18 protein-coding genes and 1 pseudogene are annotated in these 23851 nt (G+C 50.8%); 17 read left to right on the plus strand and 2 right to left on the minus strand.

Features of this window, described 5'->3' with window-relative positions:
• Nucleotides 1-75 precede the first annotated feature (75 nt).
• From M2277_RS10465 to M2277_RS10480, 4 genes are all read left to right on the plus strand, one after another.
• Complete coding sequence (locus M2277_RS10465; protein ID WP_006207900.1) at nucleotides 76-1740, plus strand: extracellular solute-binding protein; 1665 nt, start codon at nucleotides 76-78, stop codon at nucleotides 1738-1740.
• A 191-nt stretch (nucleotides 1741-1931) separates the two neighbouring features.
• The gene (locus M2277_RS10470) at nucleotides 1932-3860 is read left to right on the plus strand and encodes a cache domain-containing sensor histidine kinase (RefSeq protein WP_280754724.1); all 1929 of its coding nucleotides are present in this window, start codon (nucleotides 1932-1934) and stop codon (nucleotides 3858-3860) included.
• The gene (locus M2277_RS10475; RefSeq protein WP_148248342.1) at nucleotides 3832-5415 is read left to right on the plus strand and encodes a response regulator; all 1584 of its coding nucleotides are present in this window, start codon (nucleotides 3832-3834) and stop codon (nucleotides 5413-5415) included. Before M2277_RS10470 ends, M2277_RS10475 begins: the two co-directional genes overlap by 29 nt.
• A gap of 143 nt (nucleotides 5416-5558) precedes the next feature.
• Nucleotides 5559-6110: a hypothetical protein gene (locus M2277_RS10480; RefSeq protein ID WP_148248341.1), complete on the plus strand. Its 552-nt coding sequence runs from the start codon at nucleotides 5559-5561 to the stop codon at nucleotides 6108-6110.
• 117 nt (nucleotides 6111-6227) lie between these two features.
• Here M2277_RS10480 and M2277_RS10485 read toward each other — a convergent pair whose 3' ends face one another.
• Both M2277_RS10485 and M2277_RS10490 read right to left on the minus strand, forming a co-directional pair.
• Nucleotides 6228-6380, minus strand: coding sequence for a hypothetical protein (locus M2277_RS10485; RefSeq protein ID WP_006207904.1), 153 nt, complete (start codon nucleotides 6378-6380; stop codon nucleotides 6228-6230).
• Between the two features lie 188 nt (nucleotides 6381-6568).
• On the minus strand, nucleotides 6569-7438 hold the full coding sequence (locus M2277_RS10490) for an AraC family transcriptional regulator (RefSeq protein ID WP_280754725.1): 870 nt from the start codon (nucleotides 7436-7438) through the stop codon (nucleotides 6569-6571).
• 156 nt (nucleotides 7439-7594) lie between these two features.
• On the opposite strand from M2277_RS10490, the pseudogene M2277_RS10495 reads away from it, so the two are divergent.
• The 13 genes and pseudogenes from M2277_RS10495 to M2277_RS10555 all read left to right on the plus strand — a co-directional run bounded on the left by M2277_RS10495 (nucleotide 7595) and on the right by M2277_RS10555 (nucleotide 23830).
• Nucleotides 7595-8988: pseudogene (locus tag M2277_RS10495) on the plus strand (MATE family efflux transporter).
• A gap of 154 nt (nucleotides 8989-9142) precedes the next feature.
• Nucleotides 9143-9685, plus strand: a complete 543-nt coding sequence (locus M2277_RS10500; protein ID WP_280754726.1) for an RNA polymerase sigma factor — start codon at nucleotides 9143-9145, stop codon at nucleotides 9683-9685.
• On the plus strand, nucleotides 9675-10490 hold the full coding sequence (locus M2277_RS10505; RefSeq protein WP_006207908.1) for a hypothetical protein: 816 nt from the start codon (nucleotides 9675-9677) through the stop codon (nucleotides 10488-10490). Before M2277_RS10500 ends, M2277_RS10505 begins: the two co-directional genes overlap by 11 nt.
• 482 nt (nucleotides 10491-10972) lie before the next feature.
• Nucleotides 10973-12193 carry an asparaginase gene (locus M2277_RS10510; RefSeq protein WP_280754727.1) on the plus strand — a complete coding sequence of 407 codons (1221 nt, stop codon included), beginning with the start codon at nucleotides 10973-10975 and terminating at the stop codon, nucleotides 12191-12193.
• Between the two features lie 191 nt (nucleotides 12194-12384).
• Complete coding sequence (locus tag M2277_RS10515; protein ID WP_280754728.1) at nucleotides 12385-13761, plus strand: glycoside hydrolase family 5 protein; 1377 nt, start codon at nucleotides 12385-12387, stop codon at nucleotides 13759-13761.
• Between the two features lie 194 nt (nucleotides 13762-13955).
• On the plus strand, nucleotides 13956-14996 hold the full coding sequence (locus M2277_RS10520; protein WP_280754729.1) for a LacI family DNA-binding transcriptional regulator: 1041 nt from the start codon (nucleotides 13956-13958) through the stop codon (nucleotides 14994-14996).
• A 325-nt stretch (nucleotides 14997-15321) separates the two neighbouring features.
• Complete coding sequence (locus M2277_RS10525) at nucleotides 15322-16635, plus strand: ABC transporter substrate-binding protein (protein WP_280754730.1); 1314 nt, start codon at nucleotides 15322-15324, stop codon at nucleotides 16633-16635.
• 80 nt (nucleotides 16636-16715) lie between these two features.
• Complete coding sequence (locus M2277_RS10530; RefSeq protein ID WP_280754731.1) at nucleotides 16716-17597, plus strand: carbohydrate ABC transporter permease; 882 nt, start codon at nucleotides 16716-16718, stop codon at nucleotides 17595-17597.
• Nucleotides 17590-18420, plus strand: coding sequence for a carbohydrate ABC transporter permease (locus M2277_RS10535; protein WP_063478461.1), 831 nt, complete (start codon nucleotides 17590-17592; stop codon nucleotides 18418-18420). Before M2277_RS10530 ends, M2277_RS10535 begins: the two co-directional genes overlap by 8 nt.
• Before the next feature lie 16 nt (nucleotides 18421-18436).
• Nucleotides 18437-19678 carry a Gfo/Idh/MocA family protein gene (locus tag M2277_RS10540; RefSeq protein WP_280754732.1) on the plus strand — a complete coding sequence of 414 codons (1242 nt, stop codon included), beginning with the start codon at nucleotides 18437-18439 and terminating at the stop codon, nucleotides 19676-19678.
• Nucleotides 19675-21795, plus strand: coding sequence for an alpha/beta hydrolase family protein (locus M2277_RS10545; RefSeq protein WP_280754733.1), 2121 nt, complete (start codon nucleotides 19675-19677; stop codon nucleotides 21793-21795). The genes M2277_RS10540 and M2277_RS10545 overlap by 4 nt, the downstream gene beginning before the upstream one ends.
• The gene (locus tag M2277_RS10550) at nucleotides 21788-23062 is read left to right on the plus strand and encodes a Gfo/Idh/MocA family protein (protein ID WP_280754734.1); all 1275 of its coding nucleotides are present in this window, start codon (nucleotides 21788-21790) and stop codon (nucleotides 23060-23062) included. The genes M2277_RS10545 and M2277_RS10550 overlap by 8 nt, the downstream gene beginning before the upstream one ends.
• Before the next feature lie 30 nt (nucleotides 23063-23092).
• The gene (locus M2277_RS10555; protein ID WP_006207918.1) at nucleotides 23093-23830 is read left to right on the plus strand and encodes a glucosamine-6-phosphate deaminase; all 738 of its coding nucleotides are present in this window, start codon (nucleotides 23093-23095) and stop codon (nucleotides 23828-23830) included.
• Nucleotides 23831-23851 lie beyond the last annotated feature (21 nt).

Genomic DNA, 23851 nt, shown 5'->3' on the forward strand with positions numbered 1-23851 from the left:
GGCGGTAGCTTCTCTTGCCACATCCGGCGGGAGTTCTATATAATCATATTTTTAAATAAGAAAAGGGGAAAACACATGAGCAAGATGCTTAAGCCAAAGAGCCTTCTGTTGTTGATGTTCGCACTGGTCATGGCCTTTACAACAGCATGCTCGTCCGGCGGTGATAATAGCGCGTCGGAAAAAGAGGAGGAAAAACCGGCAGAAGAAGTGAAACTGACTCAGGATCAGCCGGGGTGGCAAGTTGACACTTCACCGATTACGTTTGACTGGTACATCAACTTTGCCTGGTTCCCGAACAAATGGGGCGAGGATATTACTTCCCAATACGTAACCAAGAAGACCGGGGTGAATCTTAACCTGATCGTACCGGCGGGGAACGAAGCCGAGAAGATGAATACGATGATTGCATCCGGTACCTTGCCCGATTTTATTACGCTGGGATGGTATGAAGACGCTGTCAAAAAAATGATTGAAGGCGATCTGGTCCTGCCTCTGAACGAATTGGCCGATCAGTATGATCCGTATTTCTATAAAGTATCCGACCCTGCAAAAGTGTCATGGTACACGAAGGATGACGGCAACATCTACGGTTATCCGAATGCTTCCTCATCACCGAAGGACTATGAGAAGTTTGGCGACAACATCACGTCGAACCAAACGTTCCTGGTACGTAAAGACATGTATGAGGCGCTTGGAAGCCCGGAGATGCGCACACCGGAAGGTTTCCTGAAAGCGCTTGAGGACGCCAAGAAAATGTTCCCGGATGTGAACGGGCAGCCGCTCATTCCGTTTGGTCTGCATGATTTCCATGAAAAAGGCAACAGCTCGTTGGAAGGCTACCTGCAGAACTTTCTGGCCATTCCACAGGATAAAGACGGAAAGCTGAATGACCGCACGACAGATCCGGAATATGTAAAATGGCTCAAGACCCTGCGTCTTGCTAATGAAAAGGGACTGATGTCCAAAGATATCTTTGTGGATAAACGTCCGCAAATGGAAGAGAAAATGGCACAGGGCCGTTACTTCGCGATGCTCTACCAGCGCAGTGATATGGCGAACCAGCAGAACGCGCTGTTTGCTAATGATCCGAACTCCGTGTACATCGCGGTTGACGGACCGGCCAACTCCAATCTGGATCAGCCGACCCTGTCCGGTCCATCGATTTCCGGCTGGACGGTTACATTGATCTCCAAGAACGTAAAGGACAAAGCACGTGCCATCCGCTTCCTGGATTACCTGATCTCCGAAGAAGGACAGCGTGACACCTACCTTGGCGAAAAAGGCGTAACATGGGATACGATTGACGGCAAAGACCAGTTCCTGCCTGAAGTTGCGCAGCTGCTGAACAGCGACCGCGGAGCGTTCGACAAGAAGTACGGAGCATCCCATACCTTCTGGATGCTGATGGATACCAATATTACGCCTGCTTGGGCACCTCCGGCTGTAGAGCCGTTCAAGCAGCTGGAAGACTGGACGCGCGGCAAGACGGAAAGCTTCTCGCAATTTGACCAATTGGACCCGGATGCAAGTTCTGAGGAAGGCATTATAAATGACAAGGTCATGAACGAGTGGGGTAAAATACTGCCGAAACTGATCTTTGCCAAAACCGATGCCGAGTTTGATCAGATTTGGAACGGTTATTTGGAAAAACGCGAATCGCTCGGATTTGCCAAAGTGCATGAATACAGACAGAAAGAATACGAAGAGAACGTGAAGAAGCTTGAGGAATTCCTGCAATAAGGATTTCGTTTACGATCTGGTAGATGAACAGAATGAAGGCTTTAGGTACCCTATCCTCGATTTTGTCGAAATAGGGTGCCTTTTGTCGCATCACGAGATAATATAGGGTTTGTATCCGATCGGCTGATGCTGTTGTCCTTGTCCATTCTGGATTAGGGTATGTTCATTACATAAAACGGGATGTGACAGTCATGGTGAAACGAATGGCATCGCTTATTCAATCGTTTACTTATTGGTTTGGCCGCAGGTCCATGCAGAGCCGTCTGGTTGCGGCCTATATATTGATTCTGCTCATTCCGAGCATCATCGTATCGAACTATTTTTTCAAGCAGATTCGGGAGACCTATATTAGCGATGCGCTGAACCAGAACTCATTCCTGCTGGAGATCGAGAAGATGAACATGCTTAACCAGATTGAGGCGATCGAAATGGCTGCACAGCTGTCGATTTCGGATGATGGAATCAAGGAGTATCTGCGGTTGAGTGAAGAACCCGAACCGGCATGGCTGATTGAGTTGGCTTGGGGGCCATTTAAGGACATGCAGCGAATTCAGACGAACAACCCTAACATTACCCACCTTCGTTTATTTACGGATAATCCGAACGTTACGGAGATGTGGCCTATTATATTTCAGGAGAACCGGATTGTCGGTGAGCCCTGGTTTTCTAAAATCAAGGAATTAAACGGTGGGGAACTATGGGTGTTCAACCACCGTGACCCTGATATTTTACAGCGTTACGCAGCGGATGTGTCCGAGGAATTGCCGAAGGTATCCTTGATCCGTCAGGTCCATCTCGGGAGTTACAGCGGAGTGGTCCAGGTTGACATGCTGCTCAAGTACTTTGCTCCGAAGACCTTTGCCGGTATCCTGGATGAAAGCTCACAGATGATGATCGTAGATCAGGAGGGGCAGCTGTTCATGGACAGAAGCCAATCGTTCATGACCGGCCATGAGGGCTTGCGGGAAGAGGTCGAGGTCCAATTCGCTAACCTGAGGCAGCAGGCCGATGATCTGGAAAAAACGGTGCATGCGCAATTCGGCGTGAATGGTTCCTCGTTCTTGCTGATTGCAACGCCGGTGGAGCGGCTTCATGCTTACGTGCTGAATGTCGTGTCGCTGGAAGGGGCTCTGAATAACGTATCCAAAGCCCAGGGGCAGATTATAGCAGCCAATATCCTGCTGATCATTCTGCTGTCGATCATTACGTACTACATGAATTCCATCATCCTGAAGAGTTTGAGGCGTTTAACGGAGGCAATGAAAAGAGTCCGCAAAGGGGAAGTCACTGCGGGCCTGACCATACAGGGCGGCGGCGAGGTTGGAGAGCTGGCGCATCATTTTAACAAATTAATCCGAACCATTAACGAACTGATTGCCCAAGGGGTAAGGAAGCAAGCGGTGACCAAGGAGGCAGAGCTTCGGACGCTGCATAGTCAGATTGACTCCCACTTTCTGTACAATACACTTGAGAATATTAAGATGCTGGCGGAAATTGAAGGGCAGCGGACGATCTCGGACGCGCTGACCTCGCTCGGCGGGATGATGCGCTACAACTTTAAGTGGTCGGGAGAGTACGTGAAGCTGAGGGATGAGATCCGTCATATCCGCAATTATATTGATGTGATGAATATCCGTTTTGATGAACCGATATGGCTTGAGCTTAACATACCGTCTGAGTTTATGGAGCTTGAGGTGCTGAAGATGTCACTGCAGCCGATTGTGGAGAATGCCGTCAAGCATGCCTGGCCAGAGGCGCTGGATCAGGAGAAACGGGTTAAGATCAACGTGATTGCATGGGAAGAGGACCGAATTACGATTAACGTAACGGATAACGGGATCGGTATTGAGCCGTATCGACTGGGCAGGCTGGGTGAGAGTCTGCGCACGGTTGACAATGAAGACCTTCCATCCGGAGACTACGGAAGGGGAGGGGCACAGGCTGGAGGAATCGGACTTCGGAATGTGCACCAGCGAATCCGGTTGTTCTACGGAAACGATTATGGACTCGAAGTGAAGAGCGAAGAAGGAATATTCACGCAGGTGACCATGACGTTCCCTAAGGTTCTGTTAACAGGAGGAGGCAGTGGACATGAGAAGTCTGATGATCGTAGACGATGAGAAGAATATCCGGCATGGACTGAAAATGATGATTGAACGGGAGTTCCCGGATCAATACGATATCCGGATAGCTGCACAGGGACAGGAAGCGCTGGATTCCTTTCATGAGCAGCCGGCCGATATCGTAATTACAGACATCCGGATGCCGGTCATGGACGGGATTCGCCTGATTGAGGCATTTACTGAGCTGGAGAGCACACTGGGGGTTAAGCCCATCGTGCTAATCTTAAGTGGTTATGATGATTTTGAATATGCGAAGGCAGCGATCCGGTATCAGGTGAAGGAGTATTTGCTTAAGCCGATCCGCCGGGATGAACTTTTCGCCGCGCTGAGAAAGACGGAAGAAGCGTTGCTCTGGCAGGCGGATGTGCATAAACGAATGGCGGCCAGCGAGGTGTATTTTCAGCAGCTGCAGGCCCATCGCCTGAAGGAGTTGTTAGAGCAGCCGGAAGGTTCCCTCAAGGATATGGAAGCTGCGGCGAAAGAGATCGGCTTTGATACGTTTATGAAGCCGTTCCGACTTGCAGTGATGAAGTATAAGTATGAAGACGGCAATGCCATGAACAAGAATGAGCTCAAGCAACTGATTGATCATATAATGGCTTCTGTCGAAGGGCGAATCAGTGCTTGCTTCCTGGACGGCACAGGAAAGGTTGTGCTGATCGGGAGCCCGGACGGTTTATTCGAGGAGCTTGCACGGCAGTTTACCGAGCGAGAGATGGACGGGCTCTTCGTAGGGATCAGCTGCGAGGGTTTCCGGGTGGAAGATATCAGGGCTTGCTACAAGCAAGCCCTGACCGCGATGAATTATACGTTCATACATCCTAACGTTAAGTTGATGAGTCATGACGATATTCAGGGAGCGCTGCATACCTATCCGGTGCCGGAGGAGGATATCCGCAAGCTGGGCAATATGCTGGGTACAGAACGCGAGCGTGAGATCAAGGCGCTGCTGCTGGATATTTTTCATATCGAGGATATGCCGCATGTAGCCATTGATTATTTGGAGCAGGTCAGCAAGCGGATTAATGAACAGGTACTGGATGAAGTGTTTCGAATTTACGGGGAGTCTATGGTGGAGGTATTGAAGCTGTACCGCAAGGTAGGCACGATGGACAATTACCGTCATTTTCACTCGTATTTCAGAAATCTGGAGCATCTGCTGCTTAACGTGAATGAATACATCAAGGGCATCCGCTCCGCCCACAGCGAGCATTCCGAGATCAAAGCCGCTGTGAGTTACATGGAGGAGAATTTCCATAGACCGCTTAATATGGCGATGGTCAGCAATCATGTTTCTTTGAATTATTCCTATTTCAGTGAAGCGTTCAAGGCTCATACGGGCGAGAACTTTGTGGTCTTTCTCAAGAAGCTGCGGATTGCCAAGGCCAAAGATCTAATCCAGGATGGGACACTGAAGCTTACAGACATAGGCAAAGCCGTCGGGTTTGAGAACATCAAGCAATTCTCACGTGTGTTCAAGGAGCTTGAAGGGATCTCGCCGCATGAATTCCGGATTAAGGTTCAGACGGATGCCGGGCTGCAGCAGGGATAGCCTGGCTGCCATTTCCTGTGCATCCCTTATCATCCTGCCGTTTTCTGCGCTTGGAAAATGGCGGGATTTTTTAAGTGAGAGGAGATATCCAACCTCTTGGTTTATCCTTTTTATGGTAAAATAAATAGAGTTGGAGGTGTGTCATGTCGAAATCGGCCAAATGGGTCTGGGTATGGATTGTAGCCTTAATTGTTGTATGTACCGTTGTTGTGCTTGAACATCAGAAGAGGATGGAGCAGGGGGCGAGAATGACCCTGCAAAGCGTATTGGGGACGTCTCTTGCTCAAATATGGAGCCACTATACCGACATCCTGAAGCTGAAGTCGATGCCGCTTCATGAAGCGCGCCTGGCGGAGGTTCGATTGAAGCTTGCGGCGATTGAAGCATACTCCAGGACGGCGGATAAGGCTGTCCATTCTTCATTGTTAAACCCGATTGCGGAGAAGATGCTGGCCTTGTCGGATAGCATTCGGGACAGCTACGCAGAGAACGGTCGTTTCCTGGAAGCTGACGAGGATAAATACGCTCTCATCATGCGGGATTCGGAAGCGCTGCTCTCCCTTATGAGCGAGGTATACTATCTACCAGAGTCGCAGGAGGGTGCCGAGGTGACGCTGAATATATCCAATTACGATGGATTGGTAGCGCTTAACAAACGTTTGGGGCAAGATCTTCATGGTTATTCGGTCAAGTAGAAGGCATTCATACATAGCAAAAAAAGACACCTTACCGGGGTTCCTGGTTCCTGCCTGGAATTAGCGATGGGTGTCTTTCCTATATACAGGATTATGTAATCCTTGTGTCTTCTATATTTACTGAGCGGCTGTTTCCAGCATGGACAGCGTCATTTCCATTTTGCGGGTGATTTCTTTCTGCCATTTCACGTCTCCGAGCTGGATGGCGAGATTCAGCAGGTCCAGATAGTCATCCATTTGCAGAGAACAGCGGCGGGAAGTCGTTTTCATAAGTCAATCGGCTCTCCTTTTATCTATAGACTCTCCAAGCGAAACAGGTGTAACCTCAAGTGTTGCATAGATTCTCAACACATTCTCACTTGTCCGGTAATGATAATCATTATCATATGGCTAATTCTCATTATAAAGACTTCCCGCACGGGATGCAAGTCACTTTCTCGAATTTGTCGAAAATGATTTTAATTCATAAAGAACCGCTGTCTATATTTCCGCGGAGATATGCCTTCCTGCTTCGTGAAGCAGGAGGTAAAGTAGGCCGCATGGTTGAATCCGACCTCCTCTGCGATACGACTGATATTGAAATCCGTCTGCATCAGCAGCATCTTGGCTTGCTCGATCCGGTAGCGCTGCAAATATTCAACAGGCGAGCAGCCGAATTCCTTCTGCATGCAGCGCGCAATATACACAGGGTGAAAGTTGATGCGGTCACCAAGCTCCTGCACCTTGAATTCCTCACGATAATGCTTCCGCAAATAAGCCGCGGCCCGTTCGGCGCAAGCGGACGAAGGCGAGGATACCGGCGTATCGAGTGCGGCGGCCAGCTGTTCAATGAGCTCTTGAAAAACCACCTGCTGCCGCCATAAAAATTTGGCCTGATGGCCGTACTGAACCAGCGAGGACATGGTTGCCAGAAGCTCCATGGCTTTCTCCGGTTGAGGCAGGGTGCCGAACTGGGGGATTTTGACGGTAAAATAGTTCGGCGCCATCGCTTTCAGCTCCGGCACCTCCTCTTTTCTTGGCGCCTGGATGGTCTCGTCGGCATGCCAGTCCCCGGAGGTCTGGAAATGGAGCCAGTAATAATCGGTCTCTTCGGTACATCCGTTTGTACCAAAATGATGCGTATCGGGCCGCAGGATGAGATACATGCCCGGTTTGATCTCATAGGGATTGCCATTCTCTGTAACATCAAGCCGACCCTTCATGACAACGAGCAGATCGAAAATGCCGATGTTCTTGCGGTTGGGATGTCCACCATGGATGGGAGCCCGGGTGAGACCGCTATTGATATATTCCGGAAGCGGCGGAACGGTGAAATTCAGGATGGTCATAGGAAAGCCCTTTCGTGATCCTCGAGGTTTGAATTTTTATATTTTTCGTTCGGAAAATGATATTATAACTCCAGTATACCATCTATAATTTGAGAAGGTTAAAGACCGTTTTATCATGAATTGTGTTTAACCCTTACATCATGGGTGGAGGTTGGAATGTTGGATAAAAACACAAGCAAATTTACACTATGGGTCCTTGCGTGGCCTATATTTATTGAGCTGTTCCTGCAGTTTCTGCTTGGAGCAGTCGATACATTGATGGTTAGCCGTATATCTGATGACGCGGTTGCGGTGGTAGGCTTCTCCAATCAGCTCTTTCAGGCGATGACAACGCTGTTTATGACAGTTGCCAGCGGTGCCGGTATCCTCATTGCGCAAAAAATCGGCTCCAGCAAATCAGGGGATGCCCGAACGATCGCGATTATGGCACTAAGTGTGACTACCTTAATCGGCATCGTATGCAGCGTGATCTTATTTGCTGTGCCGGAGCAGATTGCCGCTGTGCTTCAATTGCCGGAGAACCTGCTTCCACTTGCCGGCACCTATATCTCGATTGTTGGGGGCGGCATGGTGCTGATTGCCATGATGGCGACGATGAGCACCGTCATTCGCAATACCGGGAACACCCGAGCCCCCATGTACGTAGCCATTGGCATGAACATTATCCACGTGATTATGAACTACGGCTTTATTTTCGGGGCCTTTGGCTTCCCGCAGTGGGGGCTAACCGGTGTGGCAATTTCGACGGTGGTCAGCCGTCTGCTTGCTGTTCTGCTGCTGCTCTATATATTCCTGCGTTCGTTTGAATACCGGGTCAAGTGGAGAGAATTCCGAGTGTTTGACCGTCCGCTGTTTGGCGAGTATTAAAAATCGGCTGGCCGCTCGGGGTGAATATGTCCTGCTGGGTGTTCTCGCAGCTCATCATTTACACCTTCATTGCTACGCTTGGCGCTGCGGAGCTCGCTGCCCGCACGTATATGAATACACTCGAATCCTTCTGCTTCCTGCTTGGCTCGTCCATCGCGATGGCCGCCCAAATTCAAATTGCCCATCTGTTCGGGGCAGGACGTACGAAGGAGGCCTACCGAAGCGCCTACCGCGCGCTGGGCTTCGGCACGATTTATGTTGTTGTTAACGGCTTTATCTTGTTTGTATTCGGCAAGCAGCTGCTTGGCATGTTTACCAATGATCAGACCATCATCGCAATCGGGGCCTCTCTGCTGGGCATGAACCTGATTCTTCAGCCGGGCAAAATGCTCAACATGGCACTAGGCAACTCACTCAATGCTGTGGGCGATACGAGGTTCACGATGTATATTTCCCTTGGTTCGATGTGGCTGGTCGCCACGGTGCTGTCCTACGTGCTCGGCGTTCATATGGGCTGGGGACTGATCGGTATCTATTCGTGCATGATCGCTGACGAATATCTGAGAGGTGCGCTGTCTTACTTCCGCTGGCGCAATCAGAAGTACCTGCGCAAGGCAGAGCAGCAGGCAGAGCCGATGAACCATCACACGACCCCAATCGAGCCGATACCGGCACAGGTGTAATTTCAGGGTATAATATTGATAAAGGATACTTCGGCCGTGCGGCATCGAGGTATTCTTTTTTTGTGAGATACTAAAAAAATAAATATCGAAAACTTTTCTCCGGCATGGCAGGGTATTATAAGTGATTGGCCAAGTGGAAGGAGGGAAACACGGTTTGGTACATGACCTTATACAACGACTAAAAACAGAATACAGCGATGAAGGTTTTGAAGAGCTATACCGGTTATATGCGGATCGGGCGATTCGCACGGCAACGGCGGTAACCGGAAGTGCGGGAAGCGCTGCCGATGTGGTCCAGGAAACCTTTATCCGGGTTTACCGCAATTTGGGGTCCTATGATTTGAGCAGGCCCTTCGATCCGTGGTTCAACCGGATTCTCTACAACGAGTGCAACCGGTATTTGAAGAAACATTCGAGGATGGTGCCCTCCGAGATTTCGGAGGAGCGGGATCTTCCTTCGGAAACCGACACCTACGATTTCGACCGGCATGGTGAGGTATACGAGATGGTACAGCGGCTTGATGACGAGCATCGGATCCCGGTGATTCTGAAATATTTGAATGATTTTGCCGAGAAGGATATTGCCGACATGATGGAGCTGAACGTCAACACGGTGAAATCCAGATTGTTCAGAGCAAGAAAGAAGTTAAAGGAATGGATGCTGCAAAAAAGGGGAGGGAATCAGCATGGGACGTGATCCATTGGATAAACAGCTTAAAGACAGCTTAGAGAAGGGTACGGATGATGCGATGCAATATAAAGATGAGATATGGACGTCGATTAAAGAGCGTATTCATAGTGAGCCTGCGCCGCAAAAGGCCGAATCCGAAGCGCCATTCACTCCGCGCGAGTCGAAGGTAAGGCGCCGGCCTCGGCGAAGAGCTGCCGGCTGGATCGTGGGAACCGCAGCCGCAGCAGCGATCGTGTTTGCCGTCAGTTTTCAGACGGTGCCTGTCCAGGCTTTTATCGATCAGGTGAAGGAATGGTTTGCTCCAGAGAAAACGGTGGAGCAGGAGCTTGAAGGGATGCCGGAAACGAGTGTGGATTCCTTGCATGAGGGTGCGGATTACGTGATTTATATAGATGAGAGCCGGTTTAAGATGGTTCATGGAGCGGACGTTGACCGCATTGAATTGAAGGAGAAGCCGACGGATGGCCGCTATCCGGAAGTGTTCATGGAAATCTCGCAGGAGGGCATCGACCCTAAAGCTGCAGCGGAGCGAATCCAGGGTGAGCTGCAAGACTATCCGAAGGTAGAGTCGAATCTGGTCGAGGAACCGGTTCAAGGCTGGGAAGTGCGTGCCATTGGCGGAACCGGCGGTAAAGAGTGGGACGATCCGGTAGTGCGGTATTATGTTTTTGATAACGGGCAGGGCGGCAGCTTTGTTGTGAAGCAGCAGTATTTCCTGGAGGCCTCGGAAGGCTTCGGCGTACGTTTCCGGAACATGATGGAAGAGTTCCATATTACCTCGAATACAAATACAAAGGACGATAAAGAGTAAGGATTATGAATAAAATTAGAATGATGTTGATAGCGTCAGTGTCAGCCCTTGTTATGGGAGGATGCAGCAATGAAACCGCCTTTGGCAGATTGAGGCCGAAGCGTATTCGCTGAATGAAGCAAACCTGCGATGTTGTCGGATTAACATGGATAAAGAGTGAGTTGCAAAAGGATAGTCCAACCGGATGGTGTGGGCTATCCTTTTTTTATTCAATGATAAATACATCGCCTTATATGTAATGTTATATAACACATTGATAAGGTTTATATATAAATAGAAGCCCTCCCGAATCTTGGGATTTAATATTTTCAATTTGTTGAAAATGGCTAAAAATATAAGAATATCGTTTCATATCTCTATTTGTAAACGCTTTTTCTATTACATGTCAATTTTGTTATATTAACTAACATTAAATAGAATAACGCTAACGAATACATATTATTGAGTCAGTTAATATGACATAAACATCAAAGGAGAGTGCAATGATGAAACCAAAGTCAAAACGTCCCATAGCCGTCTGGAGTACCGCTGCAATAACTGCTTTTGTTATTTCCTTATCCCCGATCGGAAGTTATGCGGCGCACGCTGCTGCGGTGACGGAAGTCAAGGGAACGGTTAGTACGCCAGCCCCTGCACAGACCCCTGCGGCGCCTGGAAGAAATACGACGGTTCCTCCATTATCGCAAGCTGCCAAGCAGTCGGCGAAACCTAACGTTCTGGTAGTTGCGACAGGCGGGACATTGGCAGGCCAATCGACAGATGCCACCAGCTTCCAATCTTACCGGGCGGGTACGCTGAAGATTGAAGACATGGTGGGTGAACTCCCGAACACGGACAAGATTGCGGATATCAGCACTCTCCAGTTCGGCAACTCCGGATCCAGCGCCTATACGATGGCGGACTTGTATGATCTATCCCAGACCGTCGACCAAGCCCTGAAGGTGTATGACAGCGTTGTTGTCACAACGGGAACAGATACGATGGAAGAGATTGCGTACTTCCTTGATCTGACCGTGCAAAGCGATAAGCCTGTGGTGATTACAGGCTCCATGAGACCTTGGACGGTTATCGGTTCCGATGCCCAAGCGAACCTGTACAATGCCATCAAGCTTGCCGGAAGCGGCCGCACAGAATCCTTCGGTACCGTGCTCATGCTGAATGATACGATCCATCTGGCGCGCGGCGTAACCAAAACCAATGACTACCGCACCGACACTTTCGAAACGCCGATGCTCGGCGCAGTCGGATATATCGACGATGAGAATATACGGATATATCGTGCCCCGCTTCGTGCAATGAAGGCAGAGGGAGAAGGGAATCCGGTATTTGACCTGAGCAAAATCACGAAAGCGGATTTGGCGAAGGTTGAGATTGCGGTTTCCTATCAGGAAGCTGGCGGCGGCGCGATTAAAGGCTTTGTTGCCGACGGAGCAAAAGGCATCGTCACTTCCGGTACCGGCGCAGGCGGTATCTCGAGAGAGATGAGTGCGGCCCGTAAAGAAGCGATCGAGAAGGGGGTGGTTTTCGTAACAACGACCCGGACAGGCTCCGGTAGCGTATACGGCGGCGGGGAAGGCATCATTTCAGGTGACAACCTGAGTCCTCAACAAGCGCGTGTGCTGCTGCAGCTCTCCCTGTCCTTTACAGATGATTTCAATACCATCAAAGGCTGGTTTGCAACTTACGGAACGCCTGAAGTGTAATCTCAGTCATTTTTTAGCTGCTCCTTATTCCTACTGAACGATGAAGTTCCTTCCTCCACCATATATTTTGCCGCCAGGGATACCCTGGCGGTCTTTTTTTGTGCATGCAGACAGCAGTAAGACCAATGGGCATGATGGATTGTCACATTCGTGTAACAAACCGGGGTTAGAGTAGGTTCTGAGGTGATGATATGAAAATACAATTCAAAAAAAGAAACGCAGGAGGTATTTCGCAACGCGTTAGTTCCCAAAGTGCGGTAAGGCACCGGGTGAAGAGGCGCTGGAGAGCCTCCCGGCTGCTCCTCCTGGCATCCATTGTAATGCTCGTAGCCGGATGCGGTGAACCCGCTCCTAACACCAAGCCCCCGGTAAATGGGGAGAATGGATCTGGGCAAATACAAGAGGAGCCCAAGGGCAAAATTACATTTTGGAACCAGCAGCGCAAAGGGACAAACTTTATGAACTCCGAATCGCTGCCGGAGAATTACGAAGCCGCCAAGGAACGCAATATCGAGTTTATTCGGCTTGCCCCGGACAAATGGGCCAAGGACCGTGATTTTCTGTTTAATGACCAGCCGGACTTGAAGCCGAACCGTGACTTCCTTATCGGGAATGCAGATCAATATGAAGGTTTGGTGGAGGAGGATTTTGCTAAATTAAAGGGCGATCTGGATGCGGCTGAAGCTCGCGGCTCCAAAGTAGTGCTGACTGTCCTCAGTCTCCCGGGAGACCGCTGGAGGCAGTTTAATAACAAGAAGAACGATGATCGGATATGGGAAGATGAAGCTTATCATGAACAAGCAGCACTTTTCTGGAGAGATCTTGCAAGCCGATTGAAGGATCACCCGGCGGTGATTGGTTACAATCTGATCAACGAGCCGCATCCCGAAACGGCGACGGGCTTTCACGATTTCTGGACTGAGGATTATGCCGAATGGTATAAGGGGGTTGAGGGCACAGCCGCAGACTTGAACAAGCTGTACGATACTATCGTCAAGGCCATTCGAACGGTGGATTCCGACACACCCATTATTTTAAACTCGGGCCTATATGCCACGCCGTGGGCATTCCAATATTTGAAGCCGGTGCAGGATGATAACGTGTTATACGCTTTCCATATGTATGAGCCTTATGAACTGACAAGTCAGAACAAGAAAAAGGGCCTTGCAATTGAATATCCGGGAAAAGTGAAGGTTGGAGAACAGCAAACAGAAAAGGAATTCAACAAAGAAACTTTAAAACAATTTCTGGAGCCCGTTGCCAAATGGGCGGCTGAACATAACGTTCCTGCCAATCGGATAATTGCCGAGGAGTTCGGGATTAACCGGATGGTAACCGGAGCAGATCAATATCTAGCCGATTTGATATCCATATTTAACGAATATGGCTGGCATTGGGCGTTCTACGCATTCAGAGAAGACACTTGGGACGGGATGGATTACGAGATGGGAGATAAAAAGCCGAATTGGAAGTACTGGGAGGCAATTGAAAAGGGAGAGCAGCCGCCTCGAATAGAGATCGACAGTCCGTTGTGGGATGCTCTGAAAGAGGGACTTGATAAGCAGTAGTTGCCGAAAAATGTTAAATAGAGAAATGGCGGTGCTCAGGGTAATCCTTGTACCGCCATTTCAATTTATCAGTCTGCTGCCGCTTGACTGAGTAAGTTGATGGGCAAACGAAAGTCCTCCAGCTTCTATTGCTTTCTATGTCAGCTATTTGTATACTTTACTATAGTAAACGATTACTACAAGTGAGGGATACTATGAAGAAGCCGACCACGATACATGATATAGCCAAGATGGCAAACGTTTCTTCGGCGACGGTTTCACGCGTGTTGAGCAACAGCAGCTATCCTGTCAGCAAGGAGCTTAAGGAGCGTATCCAGCAAATCGCGAAGGAATCCAATTATATCCCGAATATGCTGGGTAAACAGCTGAAGAAGAATAGCAGCAATACGATCGGAGTCATCATTCCTTCTATTGTGAATCCGTTTTATTCTTCCGTCATTTTCGGGATCGAAGAGGTAGCCCGGCAGAATAACTATACCGTTATCGTGTGCAATTCCCTGCAAGATCCTGCGCTGGAGGATGAATATTTAAGGACGATCATGGAGAAGCAGGTCAAGGGCTTGATTATCTCCTCGATTTCCAAGGACAAGAGTCAACTGACACAATTGATGAAGCTTGGCTTGAATGTCATCGCAATTGACCAGAAGATCGATGAGGACAACGTCAATCAGATTGAGTTCGACTACCATAAAGCAGGCTACCTGGCGACCAAGCATCTGCAGGAGAAGGGGCATGAACGCATTGGTTATGTTACTTCCAAGCTGGATCGTCCAAGCCGCCGAAGCATTCACCAGGGTTACATGTCGGCGATGAAGGACGCGGGTTTGAAGCCGCTGGTGGTCGAGTCTCAGACTGAGGAAGTGTACAATGCCATCACCGAATTCGATACCGGCAAGCAGCTGACGCAGAAATTGCTGGAGCACTCGCCGCAGCCGACGGCGATTTTTGCATGCAATGACATGATGGCCTTCGGTGTGATCAACGAGTTGTCCCAGCGAGATATTCAGGTGCCGGAGCAGGTTTCGGTTATGGGGTTTGACGGCATCGACGTGGGACAGATGATTCATCCGCCGCTCACGACGATTAAGCAGCCAGATTATGAGATGGGGAAGATGGCCTGCAAAATGCTGCTGGATATGATGCAGGGCGATGACAGCCCGATGTTTGACGTGATGCTTCAACCTAAGCTGCTGGAGAGAAAGTCGATCCGGGATATCCGGGGCGAGGGGAAATGATGCAGCGGAATAAAGCCTGAGCAGGTATTGCTCGGGCTTTTTTTTACGTTAAAAAGATATCGATTACTGAATAATAACTTGATCTCATTCAGTAATAACATGTGGAAAACTATGCCTAATAAACCTCGTAATACCTTATACAAAGCCTGAACTCGGACTTTTAAAATAAAAAACATTATTTAGATAATAGAAAACTCTATTCAAGAAAGGGCTTCCATGCTATACTCGGTACAGAAATCGATTACTATAAATTTTAAAACATTTGGAATGAGCTGGAGCAGAAAACACGCAATCCTATTTTTAAACAAAAAAAGGAGGGTTTTCAATGTCGAAGAAGTTTAGTGCAATCTCCCTGATGCTGGCGTTTATGATGATTTTCAGCGCATGCTCCTCATCCGGCGGGTCAACCGATGGGGAGGCATCACCTGATCAATCAACGGACAATAAAGAGAAAGTGACCCTGAAGATTGGGCTGCCTGGAAGCTACGAGGTGACGAGCAAGGAAATTATCGATGGATTTATAACCTCCCATCCGCACATTAAGGTTGAAATTCAAGAAGCGCCGTGGGGGGACTTCACATCCAAGATCGCCACACAAATCGCAGGCAACACGATGCCGGATGTCTGGTTCCAAGAGAACGCTACCATACTTAGCTACGGACAGCGCGGTGTAGCAGAGGATCTATCCTCCTACATTGAAGCGGATCTGAAGGCAGACGAATATATCGACGGTTTGTTCTCGGCCAAGGCACCCGACGGCAAGGTCTGGGGTGTGCCTCATGGCATTAATCCGATTGCACTCGCGTATAACCAGGATGTTTTCGAGAAAGCTGGCGTCGCGGTGCCGACGGATGACTGGACCTATAACGATCTGATCGAAGCCTCCAAGGCACTGACGGTCAAGGAAGGAGACAGAACGAGTCAATTCGGATTTATCGGATCGTTCTCCATAACCAACGGATGGTTCCCTTGGATCAAGCAGGCAGGCGGATCCGCACTGGATGATACCTTGACGAAATCGCGGTTTGACGACCCCAAGACTGCAACCGGGCTGCAGCAGCTGTACGATGGGCTGGACCAGGGATATTTTGCGGACATCGACTTTCTGAAAGCGAACGGCGGCGAGCTCGAAGTATTTGCAAGCGGCAAGGCGGCGATGTATTTCCTCCAATACAGCCTGCAGGTGAATATGAACGAGAGCTTTGCGGATACGAACTGGGATGTTGTCAAAATTCCGAAAGGCGTTGACGGCAAGCGTTATGTTCCGATGGTAGCCAACACTTGGCTTGTCTCCTCCAGAGCGAAGCAGGAATCCAAGGATGCTGCCTGGGAGTTCCTGAAATATTACCTCAGCGACGAAGTACAGGACATGATCGTCAAGACGGGTTCCACATTGCCTGTGAAGAAGTCGGCGTTGGATCAATTGAAGGACAGTACAACGAAACCGCTGAACAAGGCAGCTTTCACGGACGGTATTGATGAAGGCGGAGTTACCCTGGATGAGAATGCTACCTGGAGCGAATGGCGCATTCTGGTGCAGCAGGTGGTCAATGAAATCATGGTAGGCAATGTTTCAGTTGAGGACGGCGCGAAAGATATTCATACCAAGGTTCAGGAAGTGCTGGACTCCAGTAAATAGCTTCATGGGATCAGAGCGGGTGCAGTCTTGACGAAGTAGCGGATTGCATCTCTTTCCCGCTATCGAAAGGTAGGTGTGTCATGCAGAAACAAGGATACTGGGGCTATATATTCACATTGCCATTTGTCGTTAACGTCGTGGTATTCCTCTTATTTCCGATTGTGTTCTCCACGTATATTTCCTTCACGGAGTGGGATTTGTTTAACGCGCCAAGATGGATCGGGCTGGGCAACTGGGTTCGCGTCTTGAACAAACATGAGTTCTGGGTGTCCATCCGAAATGTATTTGTGTTTGCGCTCATTTTCGTACCGATTCAGACAATCACGGCGTTTGTGATCGCCTTTATGCTGAATCAGGCCATTCGGGCCAAGGGATTGTTCCGCCTGTTCTACTTCCTGCCCGTCGTAACCCCGTGGATCGCCGGTGGCGTGGTATGGGTATGGATGTTCAACTACCAATACGGTGTCATCAACTGGGCACTGGAATCCATGGGGCTCGACCCTGTGAAATGGATTGATAGCAGTAATTGGCTGATGGTGATCTCCAGCATCGCAATCGTTCAGGTCTGGAAGGGTGTAGGACAATCCATGATCATGATTCTGGCAGGCATGCAAAATGTTCCGAAGGAGGTGCTGGAAGCCTCGCAAATCGACGGCGCCAATGGCTGGAAGCAGCTGACGAAGGTTGTGTTCCCGATGGTAACGCCGATGGTGTATCTCGTGATGATTTTGTCGACCATATCGGCGTTTCAGGCATTTGATGTGTTCCTCGGTTTGTTCGGGTCCATCACCACGGGGATCCCGGAACGGAATATGGTTCCGAATCTGCTGGTGTACCGGGATGCGTTCCTGCTCTTCAAAATGGGCCCTGCATCCGCCACGGCGTGGCTGCTGTTTGTCATCATTCTAGTCTTCACCCTGTTCCAGAAGTATTTCGAGAAGAAGTGGGTGCACTATGACTAAGACCACTCACCCCTTACTTAAGGTGCTTATGTACCTGCTGCTGATCGTTGGTTCGGTGTTCATGGTGTTCCCGTTCATATGGATGTTGTCTACGTCGCTGAAAACGGTAGGCGCCATTTCGCAGATGCCGCCGCAGTTAATCCCGAATCCGATGAATTGGGATAACTATATGACGATATGGAACAAAATCGACTTCGGTCGTTACACCATGAACAGTTTTTTCATCGTTTCGATCGAGATGGTGGGTTCCTTGGTCTCCAGCGCATTTGTGGCCTTTGGGCTTGCGATGTTCACCTTCCGTCTGCGGGGTCTCATCTATATGATCATGCTGGCAACCTTGATGATACCGTCTCAAGTGACGATGATTCCAACCTATTTCATCTGGAAAGAATTTGGCGCATTGAACTCGTATTACCCTTTGATTGTGCCCAGCTTTCTGGGCGGGGCGTTCGGTATTTTCCTGATGCATCAGTTCATCAAGTCCTTGCCTAAAGAGCTGTATGAATCGGCTACGATTGATGGCTGCAGCCCTCCGGGCATATTCTTCAAAATCTATCTGCCGCTGTGCAAGCCGGCACTGGCTGCGCTGGGGGTATTCACCTTCATGGGCGCGTGGAACAACACGCTGGGACCCTTGATTTACTTGCAAGACAAGGAATTATATACATTACCGCTCGGCTTGCTCTACCTGAAATCGGAGAATGTCAACCAAGCGCTGCTGATGGCAGGGGCCGTCATTACGACACTGCCTGTTGTCTTGGTTTATCTGTTCGCGCAGAAGCAATTTGTTCAGGGTATCGCTTCGACAGGGATGAAGGGCTGAAGGAGGAACTTACGACATGAAGAAGTACGTGCTGGTCGGCGCTGGATCCAGAGCGCTGTATATGTTTGCTAAGCCGATGGTAACGGACTGGAGTCACATCGCGGCCTTTGAAGGCGTATATGATGCCAATCCGCTGCGGGCGCGCTTTCTTAGCGAGGAGTGTGGAGGAATTCCCGTATATGACGATTTCCACGAGATGATCGCGGCTGCGAAGCCGGATGTGGTCATCGTGGCGAGTACGGATTATACGCACCACACTTATATCGTGCAAGCTTTGAGCGCCGGGTGTGATGTCATCAGCGAGAAGCCGATGACGATTGATGAAGACAAATGCCGTGAAATTCTGCAAGCGGAGCAGGCGAGCGGCAAGAAGGTGACGGTCACCTTCAACCTGCGGTTTGCGCCATATTTTGCAGCCGTGAAGGAACTGCTGCTTCAAGGGGCGATCGGCGAGATCTACCATATGGATCTGGAGTGGTTTCTGGACCGAAGGCATGGAGCGGATTACTTCCGCAGATGGCATGCCGAGATGAAGAACAGCGGCGGACTGCTGGTGCACAAGTCCACGCATCACTTTGACATCATGAACTGGTGGATGGACAGCCGTCCCGCTGAAGTGCATGCTTTCGGAACGAGACGGGTGTATGGTGACGATCGGCAGGAGCATGGAGCAAGGTGTCTGACCTGTCACCGGAAAGCCGATTGCGAGTTCTATATGGATATTGAGAAGGACCCGTTCATTGAACAATACTATCATCAGGCTGAAGAAGAGGACGGATATATTCGGGACCGCTGCCTGTTTGACAGCCGGATCGATATTTACGATACGATGTCGGTCAACGTCCGGTATGACAATGATGCGATGCTTACCTATTCCCTGGTCGCGTACAGCCCGTATGAGGGATGGCGCGCCGCAATCAACGGCAGTAAAGGGCGAATTGAAGTCTCAAATATATACAGTAATGCGGATATGAAGCAAGTGGAAGCAAGCAGGATTCATATTTACCGAACCGATGGCTCCGAGGAGGTTGTAGAGGTTAATACCTCGGCCGCCGGTCATGGTGGCGGTGATGCGAAGCTGCGCAAGGCGCTGTTTGAAGGGGGAATTGACGACCCGCTGGGGCAGCAAGCGGATAGCTCGGTAGGCGCGGAATCCCTTCTGATCGGCGCTACGGCCAACCGCTCCATTGCCGAAGGCAGGGCCCTTACGCTCCCGGATATATCACCGAATTTCGTTAATGGGAGCTCGTTGAGATGAACAGCGTGCAGGAACTGGAGCAGTATATCTGTACTTTATATGACACACGGGATCAGTTGAAGACGCATGTATTTGACCGCTCCGATGCTGCATTTGCAGCCGGGGACGCCATGCGGGATGCCATCGTCACGCCCGAGGCGGCAAGAGTGCGACAGGTGGAGATCAGGGAGGCTTTCCTGAGGTCCATCGGCGGGCTCCCCGATGTCTCTGCGAATCCGGAAACGGAGGAAGGGCCGACAACCGGGGAGGATAAATCGCTTGACAGCGCTCCGCTTAAGGGACGTTCGATCCGGACGGCGAGGGGGTTCGGTGAAGCGTCAGGTGTCAGATCGGATCCCTTCCTTAAGGGGCGCACGACCGGTGTGACTCGTGGGGCTGGCTTTCAGGTAGAGAAAGTCGTGTTTGAGTCCAGTCCGGGATATTATGTCACCTCGAATCTGTACCTGCCCGATCATCGGGAGGAGCGGTCCGCGGCCGTCCTCTTCCTGAGCGGTCACGAGTTCGAAGGCAAGCACAACGCTTATTATCAGCGTGTCATCCAGCAATTTGTCCGGGCGGGCCTGATTGTAATGGCTATCGATCCGATAGGACAGGGAGAGCGCCTTAGCTTCTGTAACTCGGAGGAGAAGGAAGGGAGCCGCATTTGGGGCACGCAAGAGCATCAGCAATGCGGGTTTCAGTGTCACTGGCTCGGAGACAGCATTGCACGCTATTTCGTTCATGATGCCATGCGGGCCGTGGATTATTTGTGCGAGCGGCCTGAGGTGGATGAGGCAAGGATTGGCGTAACGGGAAACTCCGGCGGCGGAACCCAGACGGCCATGATGATGGTCTGCGATGAACGCATTGCGGCGGCAGCTCCCGCCACCTTCATCATGAACCGGCAGCTGTATATGCATGCCGGGGGCGTGCAGGATGCCGAGCAGGTATGGCCGGGATTAACCAGACTTGGTTATGACCATGAGGATCTGCTCATCGCCTTTGCGCCGAAGCCGCTGCTTGTGCTGGCGGTGGAATATGATTTCTTCCCGATTGAAGGTACGCGGCGTACCGTTGATCGCAGCCGGCGTTTCTGGGAGCTGCTGGGTCACCCAGACCATGTGCAGCTTGTGACCGATGCCTCCACGCATCGCTATACGGACCGATTGGTAGAGGCCGCGGCAGCATTTTTTGTTCAGCATCTTCAGGTGAGGGTGAATGCAGCTTATGAAATGAAGATAGAGGCATTGCCGCCGGAAAATCTGTGGTGCTGCTCCAGCGGTCAGGTGTACCGGGATTATGCGGATGCAAGATCGATCAGGGATTTCAATGAGGATCGCTGCGATCGACTGGCCCAGGCGCGGTCCTTGCTGCCCACGCAGCAAAGACAGGATCAAGCAAGGAAGTGGCTGCAGGAGAGGATCTACGCTTTCCGCAAGCCTTGCGAATTGAATCCGCGCGTGATCCGGCTAGGCGTGGTGGAGGGTCTTGAGGTCGATTACCGTCTGTGGTGGTCGCAGGAAGGCATCATGAACAGCGGTTATGTATTCCGACTTGCCGGGGATTCAACCGGACGAAAGCAGCCGTTGACCGTTGCTGTTTGGCGGGGAGGGACCCGCCGATTGAAGGAGCACTGGGAATGGATTCAGGAGACGTGTCGATCCGGCTGCGCTGTACTGGTGCTGAATACGTCCGGGGTCGGTCCTCATGAGCCTTATCCGATATACGGAAAGCCTGCACATTCCTATTTCGGGGTGCTGCATAAGCTGGCCGATGATCTGATCTGGCTCGGGGATAGCCTGGCCGCACTGCGCACGTTCGATGTACTTCGATGTGTGGAAGCCGTCTCGCACTTTGATGAATGGCAGGGAGGAGTCATCCCGTTCTATGCCGTGGGACGGGAAGGGCTTTACGTGCAGCTTGCGGCTGTGATCGATCCGGGCATTGGACAGGTTAAGGCCGTTGACTCTTTGAGCAGCATCTCGAAGTTGGCCAGTGCACGGCAGCTTGAGGAAGAGGGAGCGATGAGCGTTGTGTTTCCCGGCATGTTGAAGGTGCTTGATCTTCCCGAGCTGAACGAACCGCAGGGCGATGACCGCGGGCAACGAGAGGGAAAGGAAGTGGAAGGACATGAGTAAATCAAAACCACTGACCGTCACACTGATCGGAGCCGGACTCCGGGGCATGATCTATAGCAGTTATGCACTCCAGCGGCCGGATGAGATGCGGATTGTGGCGGTTGCCGATCCGGATGAGGTGCGGCGAAGCCGCTGCCAGGCCAAGTTCGGGCTGGCCGATGAGCGATGCTTTACGAGCTGGGATGAGCTGTTTGCAAGGCCGCGGCAATCGGATGCCGTCTTTATCTGCACAAGGGATCGGGATCATTATGAGCCGACCATGAAGGCGTTGGCGGCGGGATACCATGTGCTGCTGGAGAAGCCGATGTCGCCGGAATGGCAGGAATGCATCGATATGGGCCGGCAGGCGGAAGCCTATGACCGTACGCTAACGATCTGCCATGTTCTTCGGTACGCCCCCTTTTTCCAGGAGCTTAAGCGGCTGCTCGATGAAGGACGGATCGGCCGTTTGATGTCGATCCAGCATAATGAGAACGTCGGCTACTGGCATCAGGCGCACTCGTACGTGCGTGGATATTTCAATAACACCGAGTCCTCCAGCCCGATGATTCTGGCGAAATCCTGTCATGATCTCGACATCATGCAATGGCTGGCCGGAGGCCAATGCCTGAGTGTGGCATCCTATGGCCATCTGTCTCATTTTCGCCCGGAATCCGCTCCGCCCGGCGCGCCGAAGCGCTGCCTGGACGGATGTCCGGTGTCTCATGAATGCCAGTATTATGCGCCGAACACCTATCTGATCGAGAACGCAGGCTGGAAGGGCGAGGCGGCAAGCAACGATCCAAGTTATGAGGCCCGTTACCAAGCGATGCTGGAGGGGCCTTTTGGCCGGTGCGTCTATCATTGCGATAACGATGTCGTGGACCATCAGGTGGTCAGCATGGAGTTCGAGCATGACATTACGGCCGTGTTCACGATGAGTGCATTCACGGAAAAATGCAACCGCACGATCAAGCTTATGGGTACCGAAGGCGAGATTCGAGCCACGATGGAGACCAATGAAATCGAGATCCGCCGCTTTGGCAGCGGCAAGTCGGAAGTGATTCAACTCGTCGATCCGGAAGGCCATGTAGGCCATGGCGGCGGGGATATGCGCTTGATCCAGGATTTTGTGAAGTCGGTGGGGTCCCAGGGCCAGCATGACAGCTCCACTTCGGCCAAGGCGTCGATACAGAGCCACCTGATGGCGTTTGCCGCCGAGCGTTCCCGAGTAGAGAAGCGCATGGTGAGGCAGGAGGAATTTTTGCATAGCGGCGCTCTGGCTTGAATTTCTGTACAACAAGGAGGAATTATCATTATGCAGTTGAACATATTGGAGCATGCGGAGCAAGCAGGTTTAGAGGCAGCCCGCGCTTGCGAGGCCATTCTTCGCGATACGATCGCGGAAAAAGGAAGTGCGCGCATCGTCCTGTCAACAGGCGCGTCACAGTTTGAGTTTTTGTCGCATTTTGTGAAGCTGGATATGGAATGGAATAAGATCGAGATGTTCCATTTGGATGAATATATCGCACTGCCGGAATCTCACCCCGCGAGCTTCCGTAAATATTTGAAGGAACGCTTTCTGGCCTACGCGAATGTCGGCAAGGCATGGCTGATTAACGGCGAAGGCGATCCTGAGGACATGGTGAAGCGGTTGAATGAGGAAATTGTGAAAGCGCCTGTGGATCTGGCCTTGATTGGAATCGGGGAAAATGCGCATATTGCCTTTAATGATCCGCCGGCTGATTTTGATAACGAGTCGCCTTATACAATCGTGAACCTGAGCGATACGTGCAAGAACCAGCAGGTTAGGGAGGGCTGGTTTGCATCGAATGAGAAAGTGCCTCAGCAAGCGATTACGATGACGGTCAAACAGATTTTGAAGAGCCGCCATATCGTATCGGTTGTGCCTCATCAGGCAAAGGCGGCTGCTATTCTGAATACCATTCAAGGCGGAGTAGATAACCAGGTGCCCGCCACGATATTGAAGACCCATCCAAGCTGGATGCTGTATCTGGATAAAGCATCGGCAGCGCCGATTTATCAGTGGGCTTAATTATTCAGATTAGGGATGCTG

It is taken from the genome of Paenibacillus sp. LBL (assembly GCF_029893715.1).
Lineage (GTDB): Bacteria > Bacillota > Bacilli > Paenibacillales > Paenibacillaceae > Paenibacillus_AQ > Paenibacillus_AQ glucanolyticus.